Origin of the sequence: uncultured Muribaculum sp. (genome assembly GCF_910583865.1) — a bacterium.
Lineage (GTDB): Bacteria > Bacteroidota > Bacteroidia > Bacteroidales > Muribaculaceae > Muribaculum.
Genome location: NZ_CAJTYX010000038.1, coordinates 1 through 21,428, shown reverse-complemented (window position 1 = coordinate 21,428; position 21,428 = coordinate 1). Strand labels below are relative to the sequence as shown.

Annotated in this window: 14 protein-coding genes; 11 read left to right on the top strand and 3 right to left on the bottom strand. The window is 50.0% G+C overall.

The genetic code is table 11. From position 1 onward, the window contains the following. Positions 1-61: 61 nt before the first annotated feature. Positions 62-2,395, bottom strand: a complete 2,334-nt coding sequence (locus QZ303_RS08560; protein ID WP_295731707.1) for a WG repeat-containing protein — start codon at positions 2,393-2,395, stop codon at positions 62-64. 200 nt (positions 2,396-2,595) lie between these two features. Here QZ303_RS08560 and QZ303_RS08555 point away from each other — a divergent pair, with 200 nt between their 5' ends. After that, the gene (locus tag QZ303_RS08555) at positions 2,596-4,488 is read left to right on the top strand and encodes a glycoside hydrolase family 127 protein (RefSeq protein WP_295731705.1); all 1,893 of its coding nucleotides are present in this window, start codon (positions 2,596-2,598) and stop codon (positions 4,486-4,488) included. Between the two features lie 110 nt (positions 4,489-4,598). Here QZ303_RS08555 and gltA read toward each other — a convergent pair whose 3' ends face one another. Beyond that, a complete protein-coding gene (gene gltA, locus QZ303_RS08550; protein ID WP_295731703.1) occupies positions 4,599-6,062 on the bottom strand; it encodes an NADPH-dependent glutamate synthase in 1,464 nt (487 codons plus the stop codon). Positions 6,063-6,082: 20 nt separating this feature from the next. Then, positions 6,083-6,865, bottom strand: a complete 783-nt coding sequence (locus QZ303_RS08545; RefSeq protein ID WP_295731701.1) for a sulfide/dihydroorotate dehydrogenase-like FAD/NAD-binding protein — start codon at positions 6,863-6,865, stop codon at positions 6,083-6,085. 359 nt (positions 6,866-7,224) lie between these two features. On the opposite strand from QZ303_RS08545, the gene QZ303_RS08540 reads away from it, so the two are divergent. The 10 genes from QZ303_RS08540 to QZ303_RS08495 all read left to right on the top strand — a co-directional run bounded on the left by QZ303_RS08540 (position 7,225) and on the right by QZ303_RS08495 (position 21,325). Continuing rightward, positions 7,225-9,219 (top strand): hypothetical protein, encoded by a 1,995-nt coding sequence (locus tag QZ303_RS08540; protein ID WP_295731700.1) that lies wholly within the window; start codon positions 7,225-7,227, stop codon positions 9,217-9,219. A 160-nt stretch (positions 9,220-9,379) separates the two neighbouring features. Further along, positions 9,380-10,600 (top strand): glycosyltransferase, encoded by a 1,221-nt coding sequence (locus QZ303_RS08535; protein ID WP_295731698.1) that lies wholly within the window; start codon positions 9,380-9,382, stop codon positions 10,598-10,600. A gap of 118 nt (positions 10,601-10,718) precedes the next feature. After that, entirely contained in the window at positions 10,719-12,143 is a 1,425-nt protein-coding gene (locus QZ303_RS08530; RefSeq protein ID WP_295731696.1) for a DUF3078 domain-containing protein, read from the top strand. 11 nt (positions 12,144-12,154) lie between these two features. Beyond that, a complete protein-coding gene (locus QZ303_RS08525; RefSeq protein ID WP_295731694.1) occupies positions 12,155-12,769 on the top strand; it encodes a hypothetical protein in 615 nt (204 codons plus the stop codon). 17 nt (positions 12,770-12,786) lie between these two features. Continuing rightward, positions 12,787-13,269 carry a hypothetical protein gene (locus QZ303_RS08520; protein WP_295731692.1) on the top strand — a complete coding sequence of 161 codons (483 nt, stop codon included), beginning with the start codon at positions 12,787-12,789 and terminating at the stop codon, positions 13,267-13,269. A gap of 151 nt (positions 13,270-13,420) precedes the next feature. Then, positions 13,421-14,224, top strand: a complete 804-nt coding sequence (locus QZ303_RS08515; RefSeq protein ID WP_295731690.1) for a ParA family protein — start codon at positions 13,421-13,423, stop codon at positions 14,222-14,224. Between the two features lie 47 nt (positions 14,225-14,271). After that, positions 14,272-15,168, top strand: coding sequence for a ParB/RepB/Spo0J family partition protein (locus tag QZ303_RS08510; RefSeq protein WP_295731688.1), 897 nt, complete (start codon positions 14,272-14,274; stop codon positions 15,166-15,168). 61 nt (positions 15,169-15,229) lie between these two features. Next, entirely contained in the window at positions 15,230-16,138 is a 909-nt protein-coding gene (locus QZ303_RS08505; RefSeq protein WP_295731686.1) for a DUF5683 domain-containing protein, read from the top strand. 72 nt (positions 16,139-16,210) lie between these two features. Beyond that, the gene (locus QZ303_RS08500; RefSeq protein WP_295731684.1) at positions 16,211-17,878 is read left to right on the top strand and encodes a transglycosylase SLT domain-containing protein; all 1,668 of its coding nucleotides are present in this window, start codon (positions 16,211-16,213) and stop codon (positions 17,876-17,878) included. Positions 17,879-18,037: 159 nt separating this feature from the next. After that, entirely contained in the window at positions 18,038-21,325 is a 3,288-nt protein-coding gene (locus QZ303_RS08495) for a S41 family peptidase (RefSeq protein ID WP_295731682.1), read from the top strand. Positions 21,326-21,428: the final 103 nt, after the last annotated feature.

The window sequence follows — 21,428 nt, the reverse complement described above, 5'->3', positions numbered from 1 at the left end:
AGGCTTAATAGGGGTAGTACATTTAAGAGGCGAAATGTGCGAACTCTTAATGTTTATCATGTTAAAACATTGACACTTGCGCGGTTTCGTATTCTGATTTGGTCAATGTATGTCCTTTTCTTGATGCTTCTTGTCTGATGCGTCTCATCCCTTGTTGACTTTTGATTAATTTGTCTTTCAAGAGACTGAAATTCACAACTCCACGTCCTCCAGATGCACTCCCTTCGAGATCTTTGCCATTTTTCTTAACCGAGTAGCCTGTTCCTGTTAAACTGGTGTAAATCATTTTAGCCTCTGATGCATAGCTGTCGTATTGACGTTGGTAAAACTCTTTCGAACGTCCTTTTTTAGCTTTTGATGATGAATTATCGTGGGTCTCATCCGGCGATTCGATTGAAGCATTTAATTCTTTAGTCAATCTTGACCTTTCTGTTAATAATCGTTCCCATTCATTGTTAAGTCTGTCAATCTTTGAATCTATAGCTGAAAGCCGGTTACTATTGCCAATGCTATTATTTCTCAGATTTTGTGCGCGTTTTCGAGCTGTCCTATAAGGATTATTTTTCGTAATGTCTCTGGAAGGAGTCTTTTTCGAGCCATAATACATGTCGCGCTCATACTTGTTGTAGGCCTTTTCTCGCTCTTTTACGAGCCGTGCGGCCTCTTCCCGATTCTCTGTTATTTGATTATCAAGAACATTGATTTTAGATTGGAGGTCACTGGATTGTCCATATGTGTCAGCTGTAACTCCTTCTTCTGGGATAGATGAGTTTTGTGCTACGGGATTGCTACGTTCTGGTACTTCAGGCATTTCTTTCCCTTGTGCAACGGCGGTAACCGATTTGCCGAGATACGAGAGTGAAGATCCAACATCAGAGGTGCTTGAATTTCCGGTGATGCTTCCCGTCGTATCTATTACATCTCCCGCTACGGATGCAAGTTCTCCTAAAAGTCCCCAAAAGCCACCGCCGGATTTTTTAGCTTGTCTTTTCTGTTCTTCCGCTAATTTTGCGTTCTCTTCTTCAATCCTTTTTTGTTCCCTCAAATCCGCCATCATTTGACCGTAAATCGGATCTTCGCGCTCCCGTCGGTTGTTAAAGTATTGCACCATCTGTTGCGACTGATACTCGAGACGTAGACGTTGGTCGTCATAGAAGTTCAATGCTTCGAGAAGTTCCTCGAATATAGGACCTGTAGCTTCGATATCTCTATTTTTACTATATGTCTCGTTTGCGCGATAAAATATATCTTCAATGTCCGGCCCGAGTGATGTATGTGCTCCATAAGCGGAGACTTCCATTTCTATATCTGGAGTCAATTGACATTTTGCAATTCCGCACGCATCAAAAGGTTCTATAGAACTACATTCGCATGGGACAAACATGCCACTTCCGATTTTATATATGCCCCATTTTCCATCCTTTTTTACACGAATCATATTTTTTTGTTGAGGTGCTATTTCATCAAATGCTTCATCTATAGCCAAAGTGTCGTTGACATAAATTTTATATGAGACAGGAGTGTATTTATTCGTGGTGTAGTATTTTCCTTTTTTATTTTTCTTTCTAACTTTTATCTGTTTGCCTCCTGTTTTCTCGATTCTTACATTTTCTATTGAATCTGCTTTCCAGGACATCCCATACGGAACAGGCAGGGGTACCATGCTCTCCAATTCTGAAATACGTGCTTCTTCCTTTGCAGGTTGATTCCGTTTTAAGAGTTTCTTTACATATTTATTTTTCCCATTAATCATCTGTCGATGTTTCAAAGGAACGACTTCATTACCATACAGATCAATTGCACCCCATAATCCATTTGATTTGACATGTGCAAGATATATGTAATCATCATGGGATTTACCGTTGATTTTTTGGAATATTGTTGCATACTCATATCTGCCTGAAGAAATGGGATTGCCTTTAAAATCAATAAAATGCCAATGGAATTCTCCTGATTCAGGTTCTTGTTCCTGAACTAAGAGAATTGGAGGAGTGATATCGCTATATTTCGCGTATTGGTTATTAAATGAGAATTTATGGCGTGGCAGTATAGTTCCTGAACCATAAATATAGATAGAGTCTAAGAATGTAGTCCGGTTTGGTCGGGATGTGCTTGAACAATCGGTTTTTACATCGGTAAATTGGAAAGGAATGATCGGACGGTTATATATGTCGATTAACCCCCATTTACCAGCCCGTTTTGCTAAAAAGCAAGCACGGTTATCACCTAAGGCGATAGTTTGTTCGTATTGTTGGTTAACCTCAAATTTACCTTTGTATCTGAACCCATAAAATCCATTAGTTTCGGTAATGACATTCCTTCGCTTGTAATTCGGGATTTCCGAGCTACAGATACCGGCTGTAAACATCAATAATGTTAGTAAAATAAATCTCATAATTATTCTTGGATTGAATTATGCTGCAAACATAGATAATTAATCACAATTACCCCCCCCGAATAGTTAAATTATGCTAAAAGCAGTAGCGCCCCGATTCTATGGGACTCGATGAAGTCAAATTTGTGGTATGATTTAAAAATATGGTAAGATAAGTAAACGGGTCAGTTTGGGCGTATTTAGAAGTAAAAACATGAGTTATGAGGAAAATAATATGCGCGATTTTGGTCATGATGGCGGGAGCTGTGTCGGCTGCAGGGCAGTCGGTTTATCCGGGACTGTTTGGCGACAGGTTGAAAGTCAAGGAGGTGGAGACACCGGTGGAGTGCTTTGCCTTGGAGGATGTGAGGCTTCTTCCGTCGCGGTTTCGCGAAAATCTGGAGCGAGATTCGGCATGGATGGCTGCGATAGAGGTAGACCGGTTGCTTCATTCGTTCTACAACAACGCGGGAGTGTGGGGTGGCCGCGAGGGTGGCTACATGACGATAAAGAAATATGGCGGATGGGAGTCGCTTGACTGTGAGCTGCGCGGCCACACTACCGGCCACCTTCTCAGCGCCTATGCCTTGATGTATGCCGCCACGGGCGCTGAACTTTTCAAGGCAAAGAGTGACTCTATCGTCGACGGACTTGAACGCGTGCAGGCGGCATTGGGCAATGGATATGTGAGCGCTTTCCCGGAGGAACTTATCAACCGCAACATGCGTGGAGAATCGGTATGGGCGCCATGGTACACTCTCCACAAAATCTATGCCGGACTCATCGACCAATACCTTTATGCCGGCAATGACAGGGCGCTCGAAGTCGTGAGAGGAGCCGCCGACTGGGCCTGTGGAAAACTGTCGGGAGTGGACGACATGACACGCCGCAGGATGATTCGTAACGAGTTCGGAGGTGTCAACGAGGCCTTCTACAACCTCTACGCAATCACTGGCGACGAACGTTATCGTCGCCTCGCTGAGTTCTTCTATCATAACGATGTGATCGACCCGCTGAAGGAGCGCGACGGCGACCTTGGAACGAAACATACCAACACATTCATACCAAAAACCATCGCCGAGTTGCGACGCTATGAGCTTACGGGCGATGAGGCGTCGCGCGCTGTCGCCGAATTCTTCTGGAACGAGATGATAGACAAGCATACATTCGCCACAGGATGTTCGAGCGACAAGGAGCACTATTTCGATCCGGCAAGAATGTCGGAACATCTTTCCGGATATACCGGCGAAACTTGCTGCACCTACAACATGCTTAAACTATCGCGCCACTTGTTCTGCCTCAATCCGGACGCGCGTATCGCCGACTATTACGAGCAGGCGCTCTATAACCATATTCTCGGGCAGCAGGATCCTGCCTCCGGTATGGTGGCGTATTTCCTGCCTCTCAAGACCGGAAGCCACCGCGTGTATTCAACCCCTGAGAATTCATTCTGGTGCTGTGTGGGGAGCGGCTTTGAAAGTCATGCGAAGTATGCCGAAGGAATATATTACCGTGGTGATGACGCGCTGTATGTGAACCTGTTCATACCATCGGAACTGCATTGGAAAGAAAAGAATGTGAAGATCAGGCAGACAACCGGTTTTCCTGCCTCTGAGAGCGTGACGCTTACCGTCGAGTGTGGACATCCTGCTGAATTTACGCTTAATCTCCGATATCCGTCGTGGAGCGGAAAGCCCGAGGTGAGGATAAACGGGCGTGCGGTAGCATTAAAGAATATTACGGACGGCTATATCGGGATAAAGCGCAAATGGAAATCCGGCGATAGGGTTGAGGCCGTTTATCCGATGAAAGTCGCTGTCGAGCCGATGGCGGCCGACCCGTCGGTGGGTGTAATGAAGTATGGACCCGTGGTGCTTGCGGGACGCCTCGGTACGGAAGGTATGGTTGCGCCAGCGCCGGTCAGCGACCCGACGAAATACAACGACTACTATACCTATGATTACCATATCCCCGCAGATATTGCCCGCGGGATCAAGGCCTCGCCTCTCACTTCTGCGGGCACGCTCAAATGGATTACTGCCGACGGCATAACCGTGCAGCCGCTCTATGACGTGCATCGTGAGCGCTACGTGATTTACTGGAATCTGAAATAGTGGACGCGCTACGTTATATGTATTATAACAATATTCTCTATTGAGGACACAAGAACGGCGATGCGTCAATCTGATGCATCGCCGTTCTTGTGCATTATGTGGGGAGTGGGTTATTGGTTTGCGAGGGCCTCGTGCATGTGGAGGGCGGCACGGCGTCCGTCGCCCATGGCGAGGATGACGGTGGCGCCGCCACGCACTATGTCGCCTCCGGCGTAGAGGTCGGGGAGCGAGGAGCGCATGGTGTCGTCATCGACCACGATTGTGCCGCGGCGCGATACTTCAAGGCTGTCGATGGCGTTCGGAATAAGCGGATTGGGGGACACGCCCACGCTGACGATGACCAGATCGACGGGAATCTCCTCAATCGCTCCCTCGACGGGCACCGGTGAGCGGCGTCCGGATGCGTCAGGCTCGCCGAGCTGCATCTTCTGGAGTCGCATGGCGCGCACGTGCCCTTTCTCGTCGGCAAGGTATTCGACGGGGTTGTGGAGGGTGAGGAATGTAACACCCTCTTCCTTGGCGTGCTTCACCTCCTCGACGCGTGCCGGCATCTCCTCCTCGCTGCGGCGGTAGACGATCATCGCCGTCTCTGCACCCATGCGACGGGCTGTGCGCACCGCGTCCATCGCCGTGTTGCCTCCGCCTATGACAGCCACGCGGTTGCCACGGAGCACCGGCGTATCGTAGCCGGGCCGGCCGGCACCCATAAGATTGATGCGTGTGAGATATTCGTTGCATGACATCACGCCGATGAAGTTCTCCCCGGGAATGCCCATGAAGCGCGGCAGCCCGGCTCCGGAGGCCACGAAGATGCCTTGGAATCCCATGCGGTGGAGATCGTCGTAGCTGAGGGTCTTGCCCACTACGGTGTCCTTTACGAATCGGACGCCGAGGGCTTCAAGGCCGTTGATTTCCACGTCGACCACGGCGTTTGGCAGGCGGAATTCCGGTATGCCGTATTTGAGCACACCGCCGATCTCGTGAAGCGCCTCGAACACGGTCACCTCGTAGCCCCTCTTGGCCATGTCGCCGGCAAACGACAGTCCTGCCGGGCCGGAGCCAACTACGGCCACCTGTATGCCGTTGCTTTCCGGTCGTGCCACGGGTGCGGTTTCTTCACCCGAGGTGCGGTCGTAGTCGGCGGCGAAGCGTTCGAGATAGCCTATGGCCACTGGTTGCTTCTTCATCTTATGGTATATGCATCGGCTTTCGCACTGTTTCTCCTGGGGGCATACGCGGCCGCATACGGCGGGAAGCGCCGAGGTCTCTTTCAGTACCAGAGCGGCCTGATGGAATTCGCCGCGCTCGATGTTCTTGATGAATCCGGGGATGTTGATGCTGACGGGACATCCGGTGACGCACTGCGGGTCGGGACAGTCCATGCATCGGGTGGCTTCGACCACAGCCGCTTCCGCCGGCAGACCTTGGTTTACCTCTTCGTTGCATGTCACGCGGTATGTCGGGTCGAGTTCCGGCATCTTCACGCGCGGTATGGTGCTGCGTTCTTTGGTCGAATGGGCTTTGCGAAGTTCCTCGCGCCATTGAGCGTCGCGAGGCGATATTGTTGTTGACATATGTGTGGTGGTCTTTGAGATTAGTTGTATGAGCGCAGACGCATCATCATTTCGTCGAAATCGACCTTGTGAGCATCAAATTCCGGGCCGTCGATGCATACGAAGCGCGTCTTGCCGTCGACGGTGACACGGCATGCTCCACACATTCCGGTGCCGTCGACCATGATTGTGTTGAGCGAGCACATGGTGGGCACGTCGTACTTCTTCGTGAGGAGCGACACGAATTTCATCATAACCGCCGGTCCGATAGTTACCACGAGGTCGACTTTCTCGCGATTTATTACATCTTCGACACCGTTGGTCACCAGGCCCTGATTGCCATAGCTGCCGTCATCCGTCATGATGATCACTTCGTCGGAATGTTCGGCTACCTGCTTTTCGAGTATTATCAGCTCCTTGGTGCGGGCTGCCAATACGGTCACTACACGGTTGCCTGCCGCTTTCATGGCCTTGATGATCGGGAGCAGGGGGGCCACACCTACACCACCGCCGCAGCACACCACCGTGCCGACCTTCTCGATATGTGTGGCTTGTCCGAGCGGGCCGACCACGTCGGTCAGGCAGTCACCGGGATTGAGTGCGCAGATTTTACGGGTCGATTCGCCGATGGCCTGCACCACAAGGGTTATCGTGCCACGTGCCGTGTCGGCATCGGCAATGGTAAGAGGTATGCGTTCGCCATGGTCGCCGCATCTGACTATCACGAAATGCCCCGGTCGGCGCGACATGGCTATCGCCGGCGCCTCCACCACGAGCTTCACTACTTTCTCCGAGAAGTGCTCCTTCTCAAGAATCATGTTCATATTAACGGATTATTTTAGATGTGGTTTTGTTAATACAAGGATTGTCAATCAAATGAAATGATATATTGTGTATGACTGCAAATGTAATGAAATTTTGTGGAATTCAGGTTAGACAAGGATTATATGAATGGAAATATTTAAAAACAGTAAAATGAATGGATAATCTGTTCAGCATAAATAAATATTTTTAAACAAAAAATTGAATTTATGAGTGGCTTTAAGTGAAAATGATTACATTTGCTGAAAATATGACGATATACTCTTTGGGATGGGATTGCTTATTATAAATAGCAATTTGTATGTTCAGATATGTGTAATATCGCTTATTGATCAAAAATTATCACTAAATAATCAGTTTTATGAAGAATGTTTACCGTTTGATTTTTATTGTTGCGGCCATAATTGCTGTAGCGACAGCTAAGGCTCAGGAGAGGCCTGTTACCGTTCTTCCGGAGGGTGGGAAAACTACATTATACCATCGTAGCGGAGGTGCTTATTATGCTATTCTTGGCAATAAATATGATCATTTGGAGTATAGCTATCGTCCATCGGAGATGGTGGAATATGATAACGGAGATGTCTATATAAGGGACTTCTTCTCACAGTATGATTATACCTATTATAATAACCACTTCTATATCAAGGGCCACAAAGATGGGTCTGCCATAACATTTGAATTCCCTCAGTTGGTAAGTGTACAGACATTTGGATCCAATACGAGTTATTTTTATGTTTCAATGGTGGAGTATTCGGCAACTAAAAAGACTTTTGTTCCTGTATCACCAGAGAAGAACAGATATACTATTCTTGTCAAGGACGATGGCACTATTGTGGCCGACATACAAAATGACGGGTTGCTGTTTCCGGGCAAGATAGATCATGAGAATGACTGGGTATTTGAGGGAGAGGTGTTCAGCACTTGGACTCCAATGAACTATAAAGTATTAGAGGCACCGTCGGAACTGAATGTTAAAAAAATGTCTCTTTTGGATGTCAATGGTTTCGGCCATTTTGTCGACATGGGTATCATTGATAATGATGTCTATATCAAAGGTATGTTTGACATGGCTCCCGATGCATGGATTAAAGGATGTTGTGATGGAGGCAAGATTACGTTTGAATCAGGGCAGTATCTCGGTTTTTCGCCTTCCGGGGCATTTTTCTCGTTCTTTACAGCGGCACAGTTCATGGAAGAGTACGATGAGGAGGAAAAAGAAAATGTAAGAGTGCTTAAGTTTCGGGATGCCATATCATTTGATTATGATGAAACCGCACAGACATTGTCCGCACCGGCAGAATGGCTGATGGTTTATAACAAGAATCCGGAATTTATTGATTATATGGAGTATCTTGAATCTCCCGTGATTCAATATGTTCCGGAGGATGTGTCCAAGGAACTCATGAATCCGTGGAATGTTGACCATCATGTACCTGCTCAAGTTTCGGAAACGGATCTTGAATACATGTCGTTCTGCATATCTTCGCTTAATGTGGAAGGAAAACTGCTTGATACTAATAAGCTATACTATAGAGTGTTCTTTAACGGACAGCCATATACATTTATCCCTGGCAAACATACCTATCCCGGACTCGAAGAACCTACTACTTTTGTGCCTTTCGATTTTGAGAATGGTGGATCATTCTCGGCCTATAATGCATTGCGTATGATTTATATTTACGAGAAGGATGTGGAAACTGTAGGCGTTCAGCTATATTATATTGAAGGCGAACCGAAAGAAGAGAATATAGTAAGTAGGTCGGCATTGGTGTCGTATCCGGCGATTGAATCGAATAAAGTTCCGGCTGATCCTTCCGGCGTTTCTTTCTTCAAGGCAACAAAGGCATGGGAATATTCGGAATTGTCTTTTACCTTATCTGCAAAGGATTCTGATGGAAACGAGCTAAATCCGGACAATCTATATTATCTGGTTTATTTCGATAATAATGAAGAACCGTTTACTTTCGTAAGAGATAAGTCGTATAATTATTATTATTTTGATACACCAATAACATATGTCCCATTTGCATATATTGATTATCCAGAGTATGGTGATATAAAAGTACTTGATAATAACGAACATAAAATCACAGTCTATGACCGTGCGGTCGAGACCGCAGGCGTAAGACTGTGCTATATAGAAGGAGAGCCAAACGCTGATAATGTTGTGGCGCAGACAGGTATCATATATCCGTCGACATCATCGATTGAAGATGCTTTAATGCTTAAGACGATTAATGAGATTGAGTATTATGACCTTAGGGGACTTAGTGTCGAGAATCCGGAAAACGGCGTATTCGTGAAAATTGTAAGATATTCTGACGGTACTGTCGAGACTGTAAAAGTCAAGAAATAAAATCATAGCTTATTTAAGGACGGCGATGTGTCAAATGTGATGATACATCGCCGTTAATTTATTCCTGTAATGCAGTTTTGGAAATACGGAGATAGTTAGTAAATTTGCATGAGTGTAGCTGATAAAGTTGTTGCACAGGTCATAATCAGATTAATAACCGGTGGTTCTCATATTTGCTGTCAACCAGATATTCTCGATAGTATGCGCCGCGGTGGCTGTCGTTGCTGCAACGACTCTCGCATGTATATACTTGCCGATGCTCCGACGGCTGCGCCGCGCCTTGCACGGAGCATCGGATGAGGGGATTGCTTCCGGGAAGCAAACGATGCCGGTGTCGGTAGTGGTATATACCTATGCCAATTCAGCCGGCCTTGCCGAAGTGATCGAGGGATTGAAAAGCCAGGACTATGATGCTCCTACTGAGATTATAGTGGTCAACGACGGTAAGGACAACGGCGTAAATGATTTCCTTACGGTAGCCGAGATGTCATGCCCGAATCTACGCGGCACATTCACGCCTCATGACACCCGTAACATATCACGGAAGAAACTCGCCATCACTCTCGGTATAAAGGCCGCGCGTTATCCAGTGGTGTTGCTCCTCACTTCGGAGAGCCGATTGCCCGGGCCTCATTGGCTTGCATCCATGGCGGCTCCTTTCGGTGATGATAGAGTGGATATGGTTCTGGGGTATGCCGGTCCCGGAGAAAAAGACGTGGCGCACGGACTGATAGGCCGGGGATTGCGTCACGACATTCTGCTTTCCGACATTGAATGGATGTCGGATGCTATCGGTGGATGCCCTTGGCGCGGCGACGGTGATAATATAGGCATACGTCGGAGCATGTTCTTCGAGCGTATGGGGTTTGGCAATTCGTTGAATCTACAGTATGGTGACGATGATGTTTTTGTGTCAGAGGTCGCCACGGGAGATAATGTCGCGGCGGTATTCACCGCTCAGTCGCGGGTGACTACAGAGGCTCCCGCCGATATGCCTAAATATTATCTTGCCAAGCGGGAACGTCATGCGATGATGAATGCTTATTGCACACGCCGCCCGTCAATGCGCATTATATTGTCATCGGTGCTGCCATGGGTATGGCTCTTATCGACACTTGCTGCATGCGTTCCGGCGTTGTGGAATATTCGCAAGGATTTTACCGTAGAAGATATGATTGTCACGTATTCTATGCTCGGGATACTTATGGTTACCGCTGTAGCCGTGTGGTTGCTTTTTGGTGTGGCATTCAACAAGGTGAGTATAAGCCTTGCGGATAGGCCGTTGCGATGGAGCGTACCCCACATGCTGCTGTCGAGACTGCTGCGGTGTCGGGGTTGGCGTCGCCACAAAGCGCCGCGCTCATGGCAGCAACCGAGATAGGCGTGGATAAACTCTGTAGGATATTACAATGAGCATTATTGATCTCTCTAATTTGCTTTTACAGCCTACTTATTTGTAAATTTGCAGAATGAACGGAATTGGAAATATGTCTAACGGAATGAAAATATTGGCAATTATTGTCGTTTTGGTGTCTGCTGCGGTTTCGGCAGTCAGCGCCCAGACCCCTTATATCGAGCCGGACAGTTCGATTGTTGTGCGTCCAACCTCCGACAGGAAGCTCATCGAGCTTATCGAGGATGAGGAATCCACCTTCACCGAAGAGGATCTTGACGAAAATGGCGAGCTGATTTCAGCATTTGACGATATGTGGGCTGATACGCTTGATACGGCATCGGCTCCGGAACCGCTTAAGTTCCTACCTGTGGCTCCTCTGCCGTCGATTCTGTTCATGCCGGTAGTTTACGACGAGTTTGTACATATCGATTCCGTGTCGCCGTTTGATCCCGAGCCTTTCGTCGAGGCTCCTTATGCCGATCTCGACTGGATAAAGATCGAGGCCAACCGTGCGCGTCGTTATCGTGAACTGAAGCAGCGCTATATGCTCGACAATATCCGTGATGTGCGCTATAACATATATACGATGCCCAAACCTCCGAAAAAGTACACTGCCACGGTCGATCCATCCACTGAATCAATCACGGTGAAAGAGATCATCACCGACAAAAAGCCATTGGTGGCGGAGGCAGCCAATACGGATGTGGCCAGGAAAAACTGGTTGCACGCAGTGGACGGGCGTCTACAGTTCTCGCAGGCTTATATAAGCCCGAACTGGTATCAGGGTGGAAACAACAATGTCAACGGCATAGGTTCTTTCAAATGGAATGTAAAGCTCAACCAGAAGTTTCATCCGAAATTCATAGTAGAGGCCACTACTGAGTATAAGGTCGGCCTGGCCAGTGCTCCACAGGATTCAATACATGCCTATAACATCACCCAGGACCAGTTCCAGTTCAACGGCACGCTTGGGCTTAAGGCTATCGACCGGTGGTATTACTCTGTCAATGCACAGTTCAAGACCCAGCTTCTCAACAATTATAAGCCCAATACCCGAGAATTGAAAGCCGCGTTTATGACTCCCGGTGAGCTTAACCTCGGTGTCGGTATGACCTATAACTATAAGAATCCCAAGCGTAAGTTCTCTCTCGACGCTTCCATATCGCCTTTCTCATATAACCTCAAGATCGCTACCAATCCCGGTATTCCCAAGAAGAATTTCGGAATCGAGCCCGGCCACCACACCACCAGCGAGTTCGGTAGCAATGCGGAAGTCAAGATAAACTGGACTCTTGCGTGGAACGTCACGTATAGCTCCCGTCTGTTCCTCTTCACCGACTATGACTATACGCAGGGTGACTGGGAGAACACGTTCAATTTTTCAATCAACCGTTATTTTTCAACGCAACTTTATATACATGTCCGCTACGATTCACACCAGCTTCCATTGGAGGATACCAATTGGCATCATTGGCAGCTGAAAGAGATTCTGAGTTTCGGATTCCAATATCAGTTCAAAACTATCTGACCTAATAGCATATGCGCTTTCTCCTCCTCATATTTCTCCTGATTCCGTCGCTTCTTCCCGTAGTGGCTGAAGCAAGGGAGCTGGTTGACAAGCTTCCCGCCCGTTCTTATGTAATTGCCGGCTATGACAACCCCGATTCGGTGCGTGCCGAGATGCGTCGACGCGCTCTGCATCGCATAGAGGGCATATGGTCGTTTCCTTCCGACGGCGCGAGCATAGCCATAGAGCGTCATCGCGACATGTCTAAACCCGGTGGTTCCGATGGCGTGCATTATCGTATGGTCGTGTTGCGTTCGCCATGCCGGTCATTGCGTCCGGGTACTGTCATGGGATACCTGTCGGCTACAGCCAAGCCCGGGATATACGCAGCCGAGATCTATACCGCCGGTGACGGCGGTCCGGTGTTGCGCCGTCCGAAACGTTTTACGCTTACCTTGGTCGACGACGCACATCTGACATTCCGGCAGCACAGCCGCAAACTGAAGGTGAATCTTTGGAGGCTGATCCCGTACATGTCGCGTATAAGCATGCGATTGAGCGATTCCGACGCCCCGACTGATCTCGACGGATGCACGAGGGTGTTTCCACGTCCGCTTTCCGGCCCGGTCGAGCCACGTTATCTTTAATCCGACCGTCCATTGCTATGAAGTTCCTGTTTGCCCTCATATTCATACTGGCCATGTCGCTTCCTGCGGCGGCTGAGAATACCACACGGAAAGGTCCGTTGCGTCCGCGCATGTACATGCCAACCGAGGAGTATGCCGACACTTTCCGTCTTGCATCCGCCGAACTGTCACCAGACAGTGTGGTGATCGCCTCCTACGACAAGCCATTGCGTTCCATGCGGGAGACGTTTTTCGTGACCAACAGGCATCGGGATGTATCGCTTGTCTCGATTACTCTCCGCCTAACCTACCGCCGTCATGACGATGGCTCGATGCTCCATTCGAGAACTGTCACCGTGTCTCACCCCGTTCCTCCGGGCGAGACACGGCAGCTTTATGCCACCTCGTGGGACAGGCAATACAATTACTATTACCATGCCACCCGTATACGCCCCCGGTCGTCGTTGGCGGTGGCCTACGACGTGGAGATAACTCCGCTGTCGGCCCTGTTTGAGCGTTGAGATGCTACGGCACTTATCAACACTTCTGCCCACTTATCAACATTTAACGCATTTTATACCATCGGATTGACTCGTTAATCGATGGAAAAACGCTACCTTTGCGGATACCATGGATGCCTTTATCGGCACCGATGGCATTCAATGCTATACTATGGGTAAAATCATTGCTATCGCTAATCAGAAGGGCGGGGTAGGAAAGACCACTACTACCATCAACCTCGCCGCATCGCTCGCCAATCAGGGGAAGAAGGTGCTTATCATAGATGCCGATCCGCAGGCCAATGCCACGTCGGGTTATGGGATAGATCCCAAGTCCATGTCGTCGTCAATCTACGAATGTCTTGTCGACGATTATCCTCTCGAAGGCTCCCAGACTCCTACATGCATAGAAGGTCTCGACCTTGTAGGTTCGCGCATCGACCTTGCCGGTGCGGAGCTTGAGTTGGTCGGGAAACCGCACCGAGAGAAGATTCTTCTCAACGTGCTGCGTCCGGTGGTCGACCGCTACGACTATATCCTCATTGACTGTTCGCCCTCTTTGGGTCTGATCACCGTCAATGCTCTCACGGCGGCCGATTCGGTGATCATCCCCGTGCAGGCCGAATATTTTGCTCTTGAGGGTATCAGCAAACTCCTCAATACCATCCGTATAATAAAGTCGAAGCTGAATCCTCAGCTTGAAATCGAGGGATTCCTTCTGACTATGTACGATGCGCGGTTGCGCCTCGCCAACCAGATATATGAAGAACTTAAGGGACATTTCGGCGACATGGTATTCTCTACCGTCATTCCGCGCAATATACGATTGAGCGAAGCTCCGTCACATGGCCTTCCGGCGCTACTCTACGACCCGGAGAGCCGTGGAGCTACGAGCCATACCATGCTTGCCAAGGAGATTATCGCCAAACATCGCCGCCATCCGGCGAAAAGCACAGCCGATACGGCTGCCCAATAACTTATTGCCTAATAATATATACCGGATTTATCTAACACTCTCTAATAATGCCACCCATACGTCGTAATGCCCTTGGTCGAGGACTTGATTCGCTGATTTCGATGGACGACGTGCCTGCCAGAGGCTCGTCGGCGATCAACGATATCGATGTCACGCTTATTTCGCCGAATCCTGACCAGCCGCGAACCACATTCGACGAGGAGGCTCTCGACGAGCTTGCCTCATCGATACGCGAGCTTGGCATCATACAGCCTCTCTCATTAAGAAAGACCGGCCCGGATGCATATCAGATCATTGCCGGAGAGCGGCGCTACCGCGCTGCCATAAAAGCGGGCTTATCATCCGTACCTGCCTATATCCGCACGGCCAACGACAGTGAGTTGACCGAGATGGCGCTTATCGAGAATATCCAGCGTGAGGACCTAAACGCAATAGAGATTGCCTTGACCTTCAGGAAACTGATTGACCAGTATCAACTGACGCAGGAGCGCCTGAGCGAGCGTATAGGCAAGAAGCGCGCCACCATAGCCAACTTTTTGCGCCTGCTTAAGCTTCCCGCCGAAGTGCAGCTCGGGCTTCGTGACAAGCGGGTAGACATGGGCCATGCACGTGCGTTGCTCTCGATAGAGAAGCCGTCATTGCAGCTTAAACTCTACAATGAAATATTGCGCCACGGCCTTTCTGTGCGCAAGGTAGAGGAGCTTGCTAAAGCCTACCGTCAAGCCGGCGAAGAGACCGACGGCAATGATGTCGCCAAGGCCGCTTCCCCAAGGGCCAATGACTACGATATTCTGAAAAAGCATCTCAGTGCGTCGTTTCAGCGTCCTGTGCAGTTCACGTGCAATGCACAGGGAAAAGGAAAAATCACATTCCCGTTCAAGAACGAGGATGAACTTGAGCAATTAATTGCTATCTTTGACACTATAAAGCATTCAGAAGGCTGACACATGGGTTTGCACATATCTTCTGGTAGCGTGTAAATGGCTGTGTGGGCTGTGTTTATGTATGAAAAGAGATAAAGGAGCACAATACGCTGATTCCGTGAGGATGATGATGCCGGTCACGATTTTTTTCGTGATTGTGGCATTGTTCACTCCTTTTAACGTTTTTTCAGCTTCTTTATTCCAAGACTCTCCTGAGATAGCCACGGATTCTGTGGCTACTTCCGCCGTTGCTGTACGCATTCCAGCATCTGCAGTAGCCGAGGCAGATTCCGCTCTTGTGGATTACGCCGCTTTTCCCGACAGTCTCTGGCTTGATGTGCCGCGCGCCGACCGCGTGCTCGTGGAAGGAGATTCCATAGTAGAGTCCGCCGATTCTACATTTATTATTCCCGAAGGCATGGTGTCGGTCGATGATTGCACCGACTGTGTGGCCGACAGTATAGCTGCGGCATTCGATCCGGATTATGTCGTGCGCGAGTTCAATCCGGATCCCAAACGTGCCGTATGGCTGTCTGCGCTCTTTCCCGGGCTCGGACAGCTGTATAACCGCCGCTACTGGAAGCTCCCGCTTGTGGTCGGCGGCTTTATGGGTCTCACTTACGGCTTGTCATGGAACAACCGGATGCTTACCGATTACACGCAGGCTTACCGCGATCTTATGGACAGCGATCCCAACACCAAGTCGTACATGGATTTCTATCCGCCAAACACCGACGAGTCGCAGCTCAACAAAAGCTGGCTCGAAAAGACGTTCAAGGCGCGGAAGGATTATTTCCGTCGCAACCGCGATTTGTGTATCATATCAATGATAGGACTTTATCTCGTGGCAATGGTTGATGCTTATGTTGACGCGTCGCTTACCCACTTCGATATCTCTCCAGACCTTTCGGTCGATTTCTCTCCTACTGTCATTCCCGATGCCAGAGGCGCAAGGCCCGGTTTCGGACTCCTTTGGGCTGTGAATTTCTGAAAGGCCTCCGGACGGTGGTTCACATCCACACTCTCTTTCTCGCTTATCCCTCTCAACCTTTTACCTCCGACAATGAAAAAAGTAGTTTCATCAATCATCATCGCTTGTTCGGCCCTCGCAATGTCGGCCGCACCTTCGATTCTATCGTTGAAGCATTCGATTTCCGATAATTCGATAACTTACCCGGAAAGCTTTGAGACCGATACTCATAAGATGCTTCAAGACTGGTATTTGCAGAATTACACAGTGCTTGACACTAACTTCGGTAACTCGCAGCCGTTAAATGCCACCGATGAGGTGTACATAAAGCGCCTTTCTACGCTTCCGACCACCATAGAGATGCCTTACAACCAGATTGTGAGGTCGTATATCAACATGTACACGCAGCGCAAGCGTGAACTTGTCGAGGCTATGCTCGGCATGAGCCTGTATTATATGCCTATTTTCGAACAGGCTCTCGAGAGGCACGGCGTCCCTCTGGAGCTGCGTTATCTTCCGGTGATAGAGTCGGCGCTGAATCCCGATGCCGTGTCGAAGGCCGGCGCCACCGGCTTATGGCAGTTCATGCTCCCCACGGCAAGAGGACTGGGCATGGAAATCTCGACCCTTGTCGATGAGCGCCGTGACCCGTATGCTTCCTCGGAAGCCGCAGCAGTATATCTTAAACAGCTCTATGGCATGTATGGTGACTGGTCGCTCGCCATAGCCGCATACAACTGCGGGCCGGGGAATGTCAACAAGGCACTTCGTCGTGCCGGAATGGAAGACAAGAAAGATAAGGATTTCTGGAGCATATATTATTTTCTGCCGCAGGAGACTCGCGGCTATGTGCCGGCTTTCATCGCCGCAAACTACGTGATGACTTATTACAATCAGCATGGCATCTCTCCCGCATTGGCAAAACGTCCGCTGATTACCGATTCCGTGCATGTAGGCAAGCGCGTGCATTTCAATCAGATTTCCCAAGTGCTGAATATTCCCATCGAGGAAATCAGGGTGCTGAATCCGCAGTACCGCCACGATATCATACCGGGCGACGTGCGCCCTTATTCACTCGTGCTTCCGTCGATGCAGGTCTACAGCTATATAATGAGCGAGGACAGCATAGTCGGACATGATGCAACGCTTTATGCACGCCGCTCCGTTGTAGAGCCGACTTCGCTTGACGAACTTGACGCTTCGGGAGAGTTCACCACCAAGCTTGTCGTAAAGACCCATAAGGTAAAGCGCGGAGAGACGCTGTCAGGAATCGCCAAGAAGTATGGTGTCTCGGTATCTGATCTCAAGAAATGGAATCGCCTGCGCAAGAACAGCGTACCGCGAGGACGCAATCTTAAGATCAACACATATGAGAGAGTATATGTCGGCAGGAAGCCGGCGCCGGAAACCGAATCAAAACCGGATGTCGTAGCGGAAAACTCATCCAACTCAACGGATACAGGCGCCACCATGGCAGAATCGCCATCCAATGCTAAACCTGAATCCATTGCCGCGTTGTCGACCGAAAAGACTGTTCCGGCAGCAGCACCGGCTGCCCCTAAGAAGGAAAAGTCTAAGTCGAAGTCCGTGGCCTCGTCGTCAAAGAAGAAGGGTGGCTTTACCAACCATAAGGTCAGACATGGAGAGAGCCTTTACCGTATCGCCAAGGCCAAAGGTACGACTGTAGAGGCTATACGCAAGGCCAACGGCATTTCAGGATCGAACATACGCGAGGGACAGATATTGAAGATTCCGCGTTGACCGACAATGAGCATACCTCACAGAGAGCATAGACATGGCGCCTGTCCCTTGTAGGGATATGGCGCCATGTGTGTAAATCCTAACATGGAATTCTTGCTGTATTGCCTCATATGCGGCATGCAGTTATTATATTGGAATAGACAAAACTTATATACAATCATGACAAGACAGCTTCTAACCATTGCTATGTCGGTATATGCATTGGGCGCGACGGCGGTTACCCCGCTGTGGATGCGCGATGCGGCCATTTCACCCGACGGCACGGCAATAGCCTTTACTTATAAGGGCGACATTTTCACGGTTCCCGTTGCCGGAGGTACGGCAACTCGTCTGACGACTCTCGACTCCTACGAGTCAGCACCTGTATGGTCGCCCGACGGCAGTAGGATTGCATTCGCGTCCGATCGTGAGGGGAATTTCGACATCTTCGTAATGGATCGCAATGGCGGCACGCCTGTGCGGCTTACGCGCAACTCTGCCAAGGAGACTCCGGTAGCATTCACGCCTGACGGCAAGTATGTGATATTCTCAGCGGCCATTCAGGATCCGGCCGAGAGCGCTCTATTCCCTACCGCCCGTCTCGGAGAGGTCTATAAGGTGCCGGTGGCTGGCGGTCGTACGGTGCGCATGCTTGCGGTACCGGCGGAGTCGATGAGCTGGGGTCCGGACGGGAAATGGTTCCTGTATCAGGATCGCAAAGGAATGGAGGACATACGTCGCAAGCATCACACATCTTCGGTCACCCGCGACGTGTGGCGCTATGACGTCTCTACCGGCAAGCATGTCAACCTGACTGCTCGTGGCGGAGAGGATCTCAATCCGGTGGTATCTCCCGATGGTAGCACTGCATATTTCATAAGCGAGCGTGGCGGTGACAAGTCGCTCAACGTATGGTCGTTTCCGGTCGATGATCCATCGCGCATGACGAAGGTTACCGACTTTTCCATTCATCCTGTCAGATTCTTGTCTATCGCCGTCGACGGTACGCTTGCCTTCACATACGATGGCGAGCTTTACACTATGCGTCCCGGCGCAAAGCCTGCCAAGGTGGCTGTCGATGTCACTATAGATGAAGAGATACCGGCCTACAAGACTTCAGTCCGTTCGTCCGGTGGCGCTAAAGTGTCGCCCGATGGCAAGCAAGTGGCGTTCTTCGACCGGGGGGAGCTGTTTGTGACTTCTGTGGAGTATCCTACCACCAAGCAGATTACGCACACTCCGGAGGCCGAGGCGCTTGTGACATGGAATCCGGACAACCGTTCGTTGGTCTACGTGAGCGAACGCGACGGTCACTATGCTCTCTACAAGGCTTCAATCGGACGTAAGGATGACCTCAACTTTCCAAATGCTACCGCGGTCGATGAGCGTCTGCTCTTCAGCGATGGGATAGAACGCACATATCCTCAGTATTCGCCCGACGGCAAGCAACTCGCTTTCATCGAGGACCGCAACAAGTTGATGGTAATGGACGTGGCATCCGGCAAAGTGCGTCCCCTCACTGACGGTTCCACAAATCCCGAGCGCGACGGGGGATTCTATTATTCTTGGTCGCCCGACGGCAAGTGGATTGCCTTCGAGCTTACCGGTAACGGTCATGAGCCTTATGCCGATGTGGCGATTGTTAACACCACAGGTGATCCGCAGGTCACCAACATCACACGTTCCTCCTACTTCGACACTAATCCTCGATGGGCTTTCGACGGCAATGCCATAGTGTTTGCCTCAGACCGCTACGGCATGCGTAGCCACGCCAGCTGGGGCTCACAGCAGGATGTGATGCTTGTGTTCCTCAATCAGGATGCCTACGACAAATACCGTCTTTCGAAAGAAGATTATGAGCTACGTAAAGAGCTTGAAAAGCAGCAGAAGGCCGACAACGAAAAGGCCCAGAAGGCTGCCGCTGATAAGAAGAAGGGTAAAGGGAAAAAGAAAAAAGATGACAAGGACGAAGCTTCCGATGACAAGAAGGATGATGCCAAGGTGGTGGACGTGGAGCTTGACGGCTTGCGCGACCGCATGGTGCGCGTGACTCCCATGTCGTCGGATCTTGGCGATTTCTTAATCACCGACGATGGCGAGACACTTTACTTCTTCGCCGAGTTCGATGATGGCTATGACCTGTGGAAAACAGACCTTCGCAAGCGCGAGACCTCTCTTGCTAAGAAGCTTGGCTACCGTTACCGTTCCATACAGACCGATAAGGACGGCAACAACCTCTATCTTCTCGGCTCCGATGGCATGGGCAAGATGGGCGTTTCTTCCGAGACGGTCAAGCCTATCAAGTATTCGGCCACGATGAAGATTGACCCGCAGGCCGAACGTGAATACATGTTTGACTACGTTAAGCGTGAGGAAAATGCCCGTTTCTACGACAAGGGGATGCATGGTGTAGACTGGGATTCGATGACTGATGCCTACCGCAAGTTCCTGCCTCACATCAATAATAACTATGATTTCGCCGACCTCCTTTCCGAGATGCTCGGAGAACTCAACGTGTCTCATACCGGCGGACGTTATTATCCCGATGCCGCCGGAGAGCGCACAGCCTCGCTCGGATTGATATTCGACTGGGATTACTACGGCGACGGACTCCGTGTGGCTGAGGTGATAGAGGGTGGCCCGTTCGACCATGCCAATACTGTAATCAAAAAAGGTACTATCGTGGAGAAGATCAACGGCGTGGCTCTCAGCGATTCCACTGACTATACTTCGCTCCTTTCCGATGTGGCCGGTAAAAAGACGCTCGTCACGCTCTATAACGGGAATGGCAACAGTATCGACGAAGTAGTGTTGCCGGTGTCGCAGAGTAAGCTTAACGACCTGCTGTACAAGCGTTGGGTGAAGCGCCGCGAGGCCGACACCGAGCGCCTCTCCGGGGGAAGGCTCGGCTACGTGCATCTCCGCTCGATGGATGATGCCAGCTTCCGGCGTATATACACTGACCTTCTCGGCAAGTATGTCGACAAGGAAGGTATCGTGATCGACACGCGCTGGAACGGTGGCGGTCGCCTTCACGAGGATATCGAGATGCTTTTCAGCGGCGACAAATATCTGACCCAGGTGATTCGTGGCGTTGACGTGTGCGACATGCCTTCGCGTCGCTGGAATAAGCCGAGTATCATGCTCCAGTGTGAAGCCAACTACAGCAATGCCCACGGTACACCGTGGGTCTACAAGCACAAGGGTATGGGCAAGCTTGTGGGGATGCCGGTCCCGGGCACTATGACCTCGGTAAATTGGGAGACGCTTCAGGATCCATCGCTTATCTTCGGCATACCTGTAATCGGCTATCGTACCGCCGAGGGAACGTATCTTGAGAACTCGCAGTTGGAACCTGACATAAAAGTAGCCAATGATCCTGCGGAAGTTGTAAACGGAGTCGATGCACAGCTGAAAGCCGCCGTCGATGAACTTCTACGCCAGATTGACTCTTCTTCTGTTAGGTAGGGTTCGGAGGTGATATCATAGCGATGGCCGTGTTTCCGGTATATCTCGGTGCACACGGCAGACGCATCTTAAATAACCTTAACGGCTGTTGACCAATAAAAAC

What these genes read in the sequence shown, in the direction of transcription:
- QZ303_RS08560 (WP_295731707.1), bottom strand. Translation starts at nt 2,395, where the DNA reads ATGAGATTTATTTTACTAACATTATTGATGTTTACAGCCGGTATCTGT.
- QZ303_RS08555 (WP_295731705.1), top strand. Translation starts at nt 2,596, where the DNA reads ATGAGGAAAATAATATGCGCGATTTTGGTCATGATGGCGGGAGCTGTG.
- gltA (WP_295731703.1), bottom strand. Translation starts at nt 6,062, where the DNA reads ATGTCAACAACAATATCGCCTCGCGACGCTCAATGGCGCGAGGAACTT.
- QZ303_RS08545 (WP_295731701.1), bottom strand. Translation starts at nt 6,865, where the DNA reads ATGAACATGATTCTTGAGAAGGAGCACTTCTCGGAGAAAGTAGTGAAG.
- QZ303_RS08540 (WP_295731700.1), top strand. Translation starts at nt 7,225, where the DNA reads ATGAAGAATGTTTACCGTTTGATTTTTATTGTTGCGGCCATAATTGCT.
- QZ303_RS08530 (WP_295731696.1), top strand. Translation starts at nt 10,719, where the DNA reads ATGAAAATATTGGCAATTATTGTCGTTTTGGTGTCTGCTGCGGTTTCG.
- QZ303_RS08525 (WP_295731694.1), top strand. Translation starts at nt 12,155, where the DNA reads ATGCGCTTTCTCCTCCTCATATTTCTCCTGATTCCGTCGCTTCTTCCC.
- QZ303_RS08520 (WP_295731692.1), top strand. Translation starts at nt 12,787, where the DNA reads ATGAAGTTCCTGTTTGCCCTCATATTCATACTGGCCATGTCGCTTCCT.
- QZ303_RS08515 (WP_295731690.1), top strand. Translation starts at nt 13,421, where the DNA reads ATGGGTAAAATCATTGCTATCGCTAATCAGAAGGGCGGGGTAGGAAAG.
- QZ303_RS08510 (WP_295731688.1), top strand. Translation starts at nt 14,272, where the DNA reads ATGCCACCCATACGTCGTAATGCCCTTGGTCGAGGACTTGATTCGCTG.
- QZ303_RS08505 (WP_295731686.1), top strand. Translation starts at nt 15,230, where the DNA reads ATGAAAAGAGATAAAGGAGCACAATACGCTGATTCCGTGAGGATGATG.
- QZ303_RS08500 (WP_295731684.1), top strand. Translation starts at nt 16,211, where the DNA reads ATGAAAAAAGTAGTTTCATCAATCATCATCGCTTGTTCGGCCCTCGCA.
- QZ303_RS08495 (WP_295731682.1), top strand. Translation starts at nt 18,038, where the DNA reads ATGACAAGACAGCTTCTAACCATTGCTATGTCGGTATATGCATTGGGC.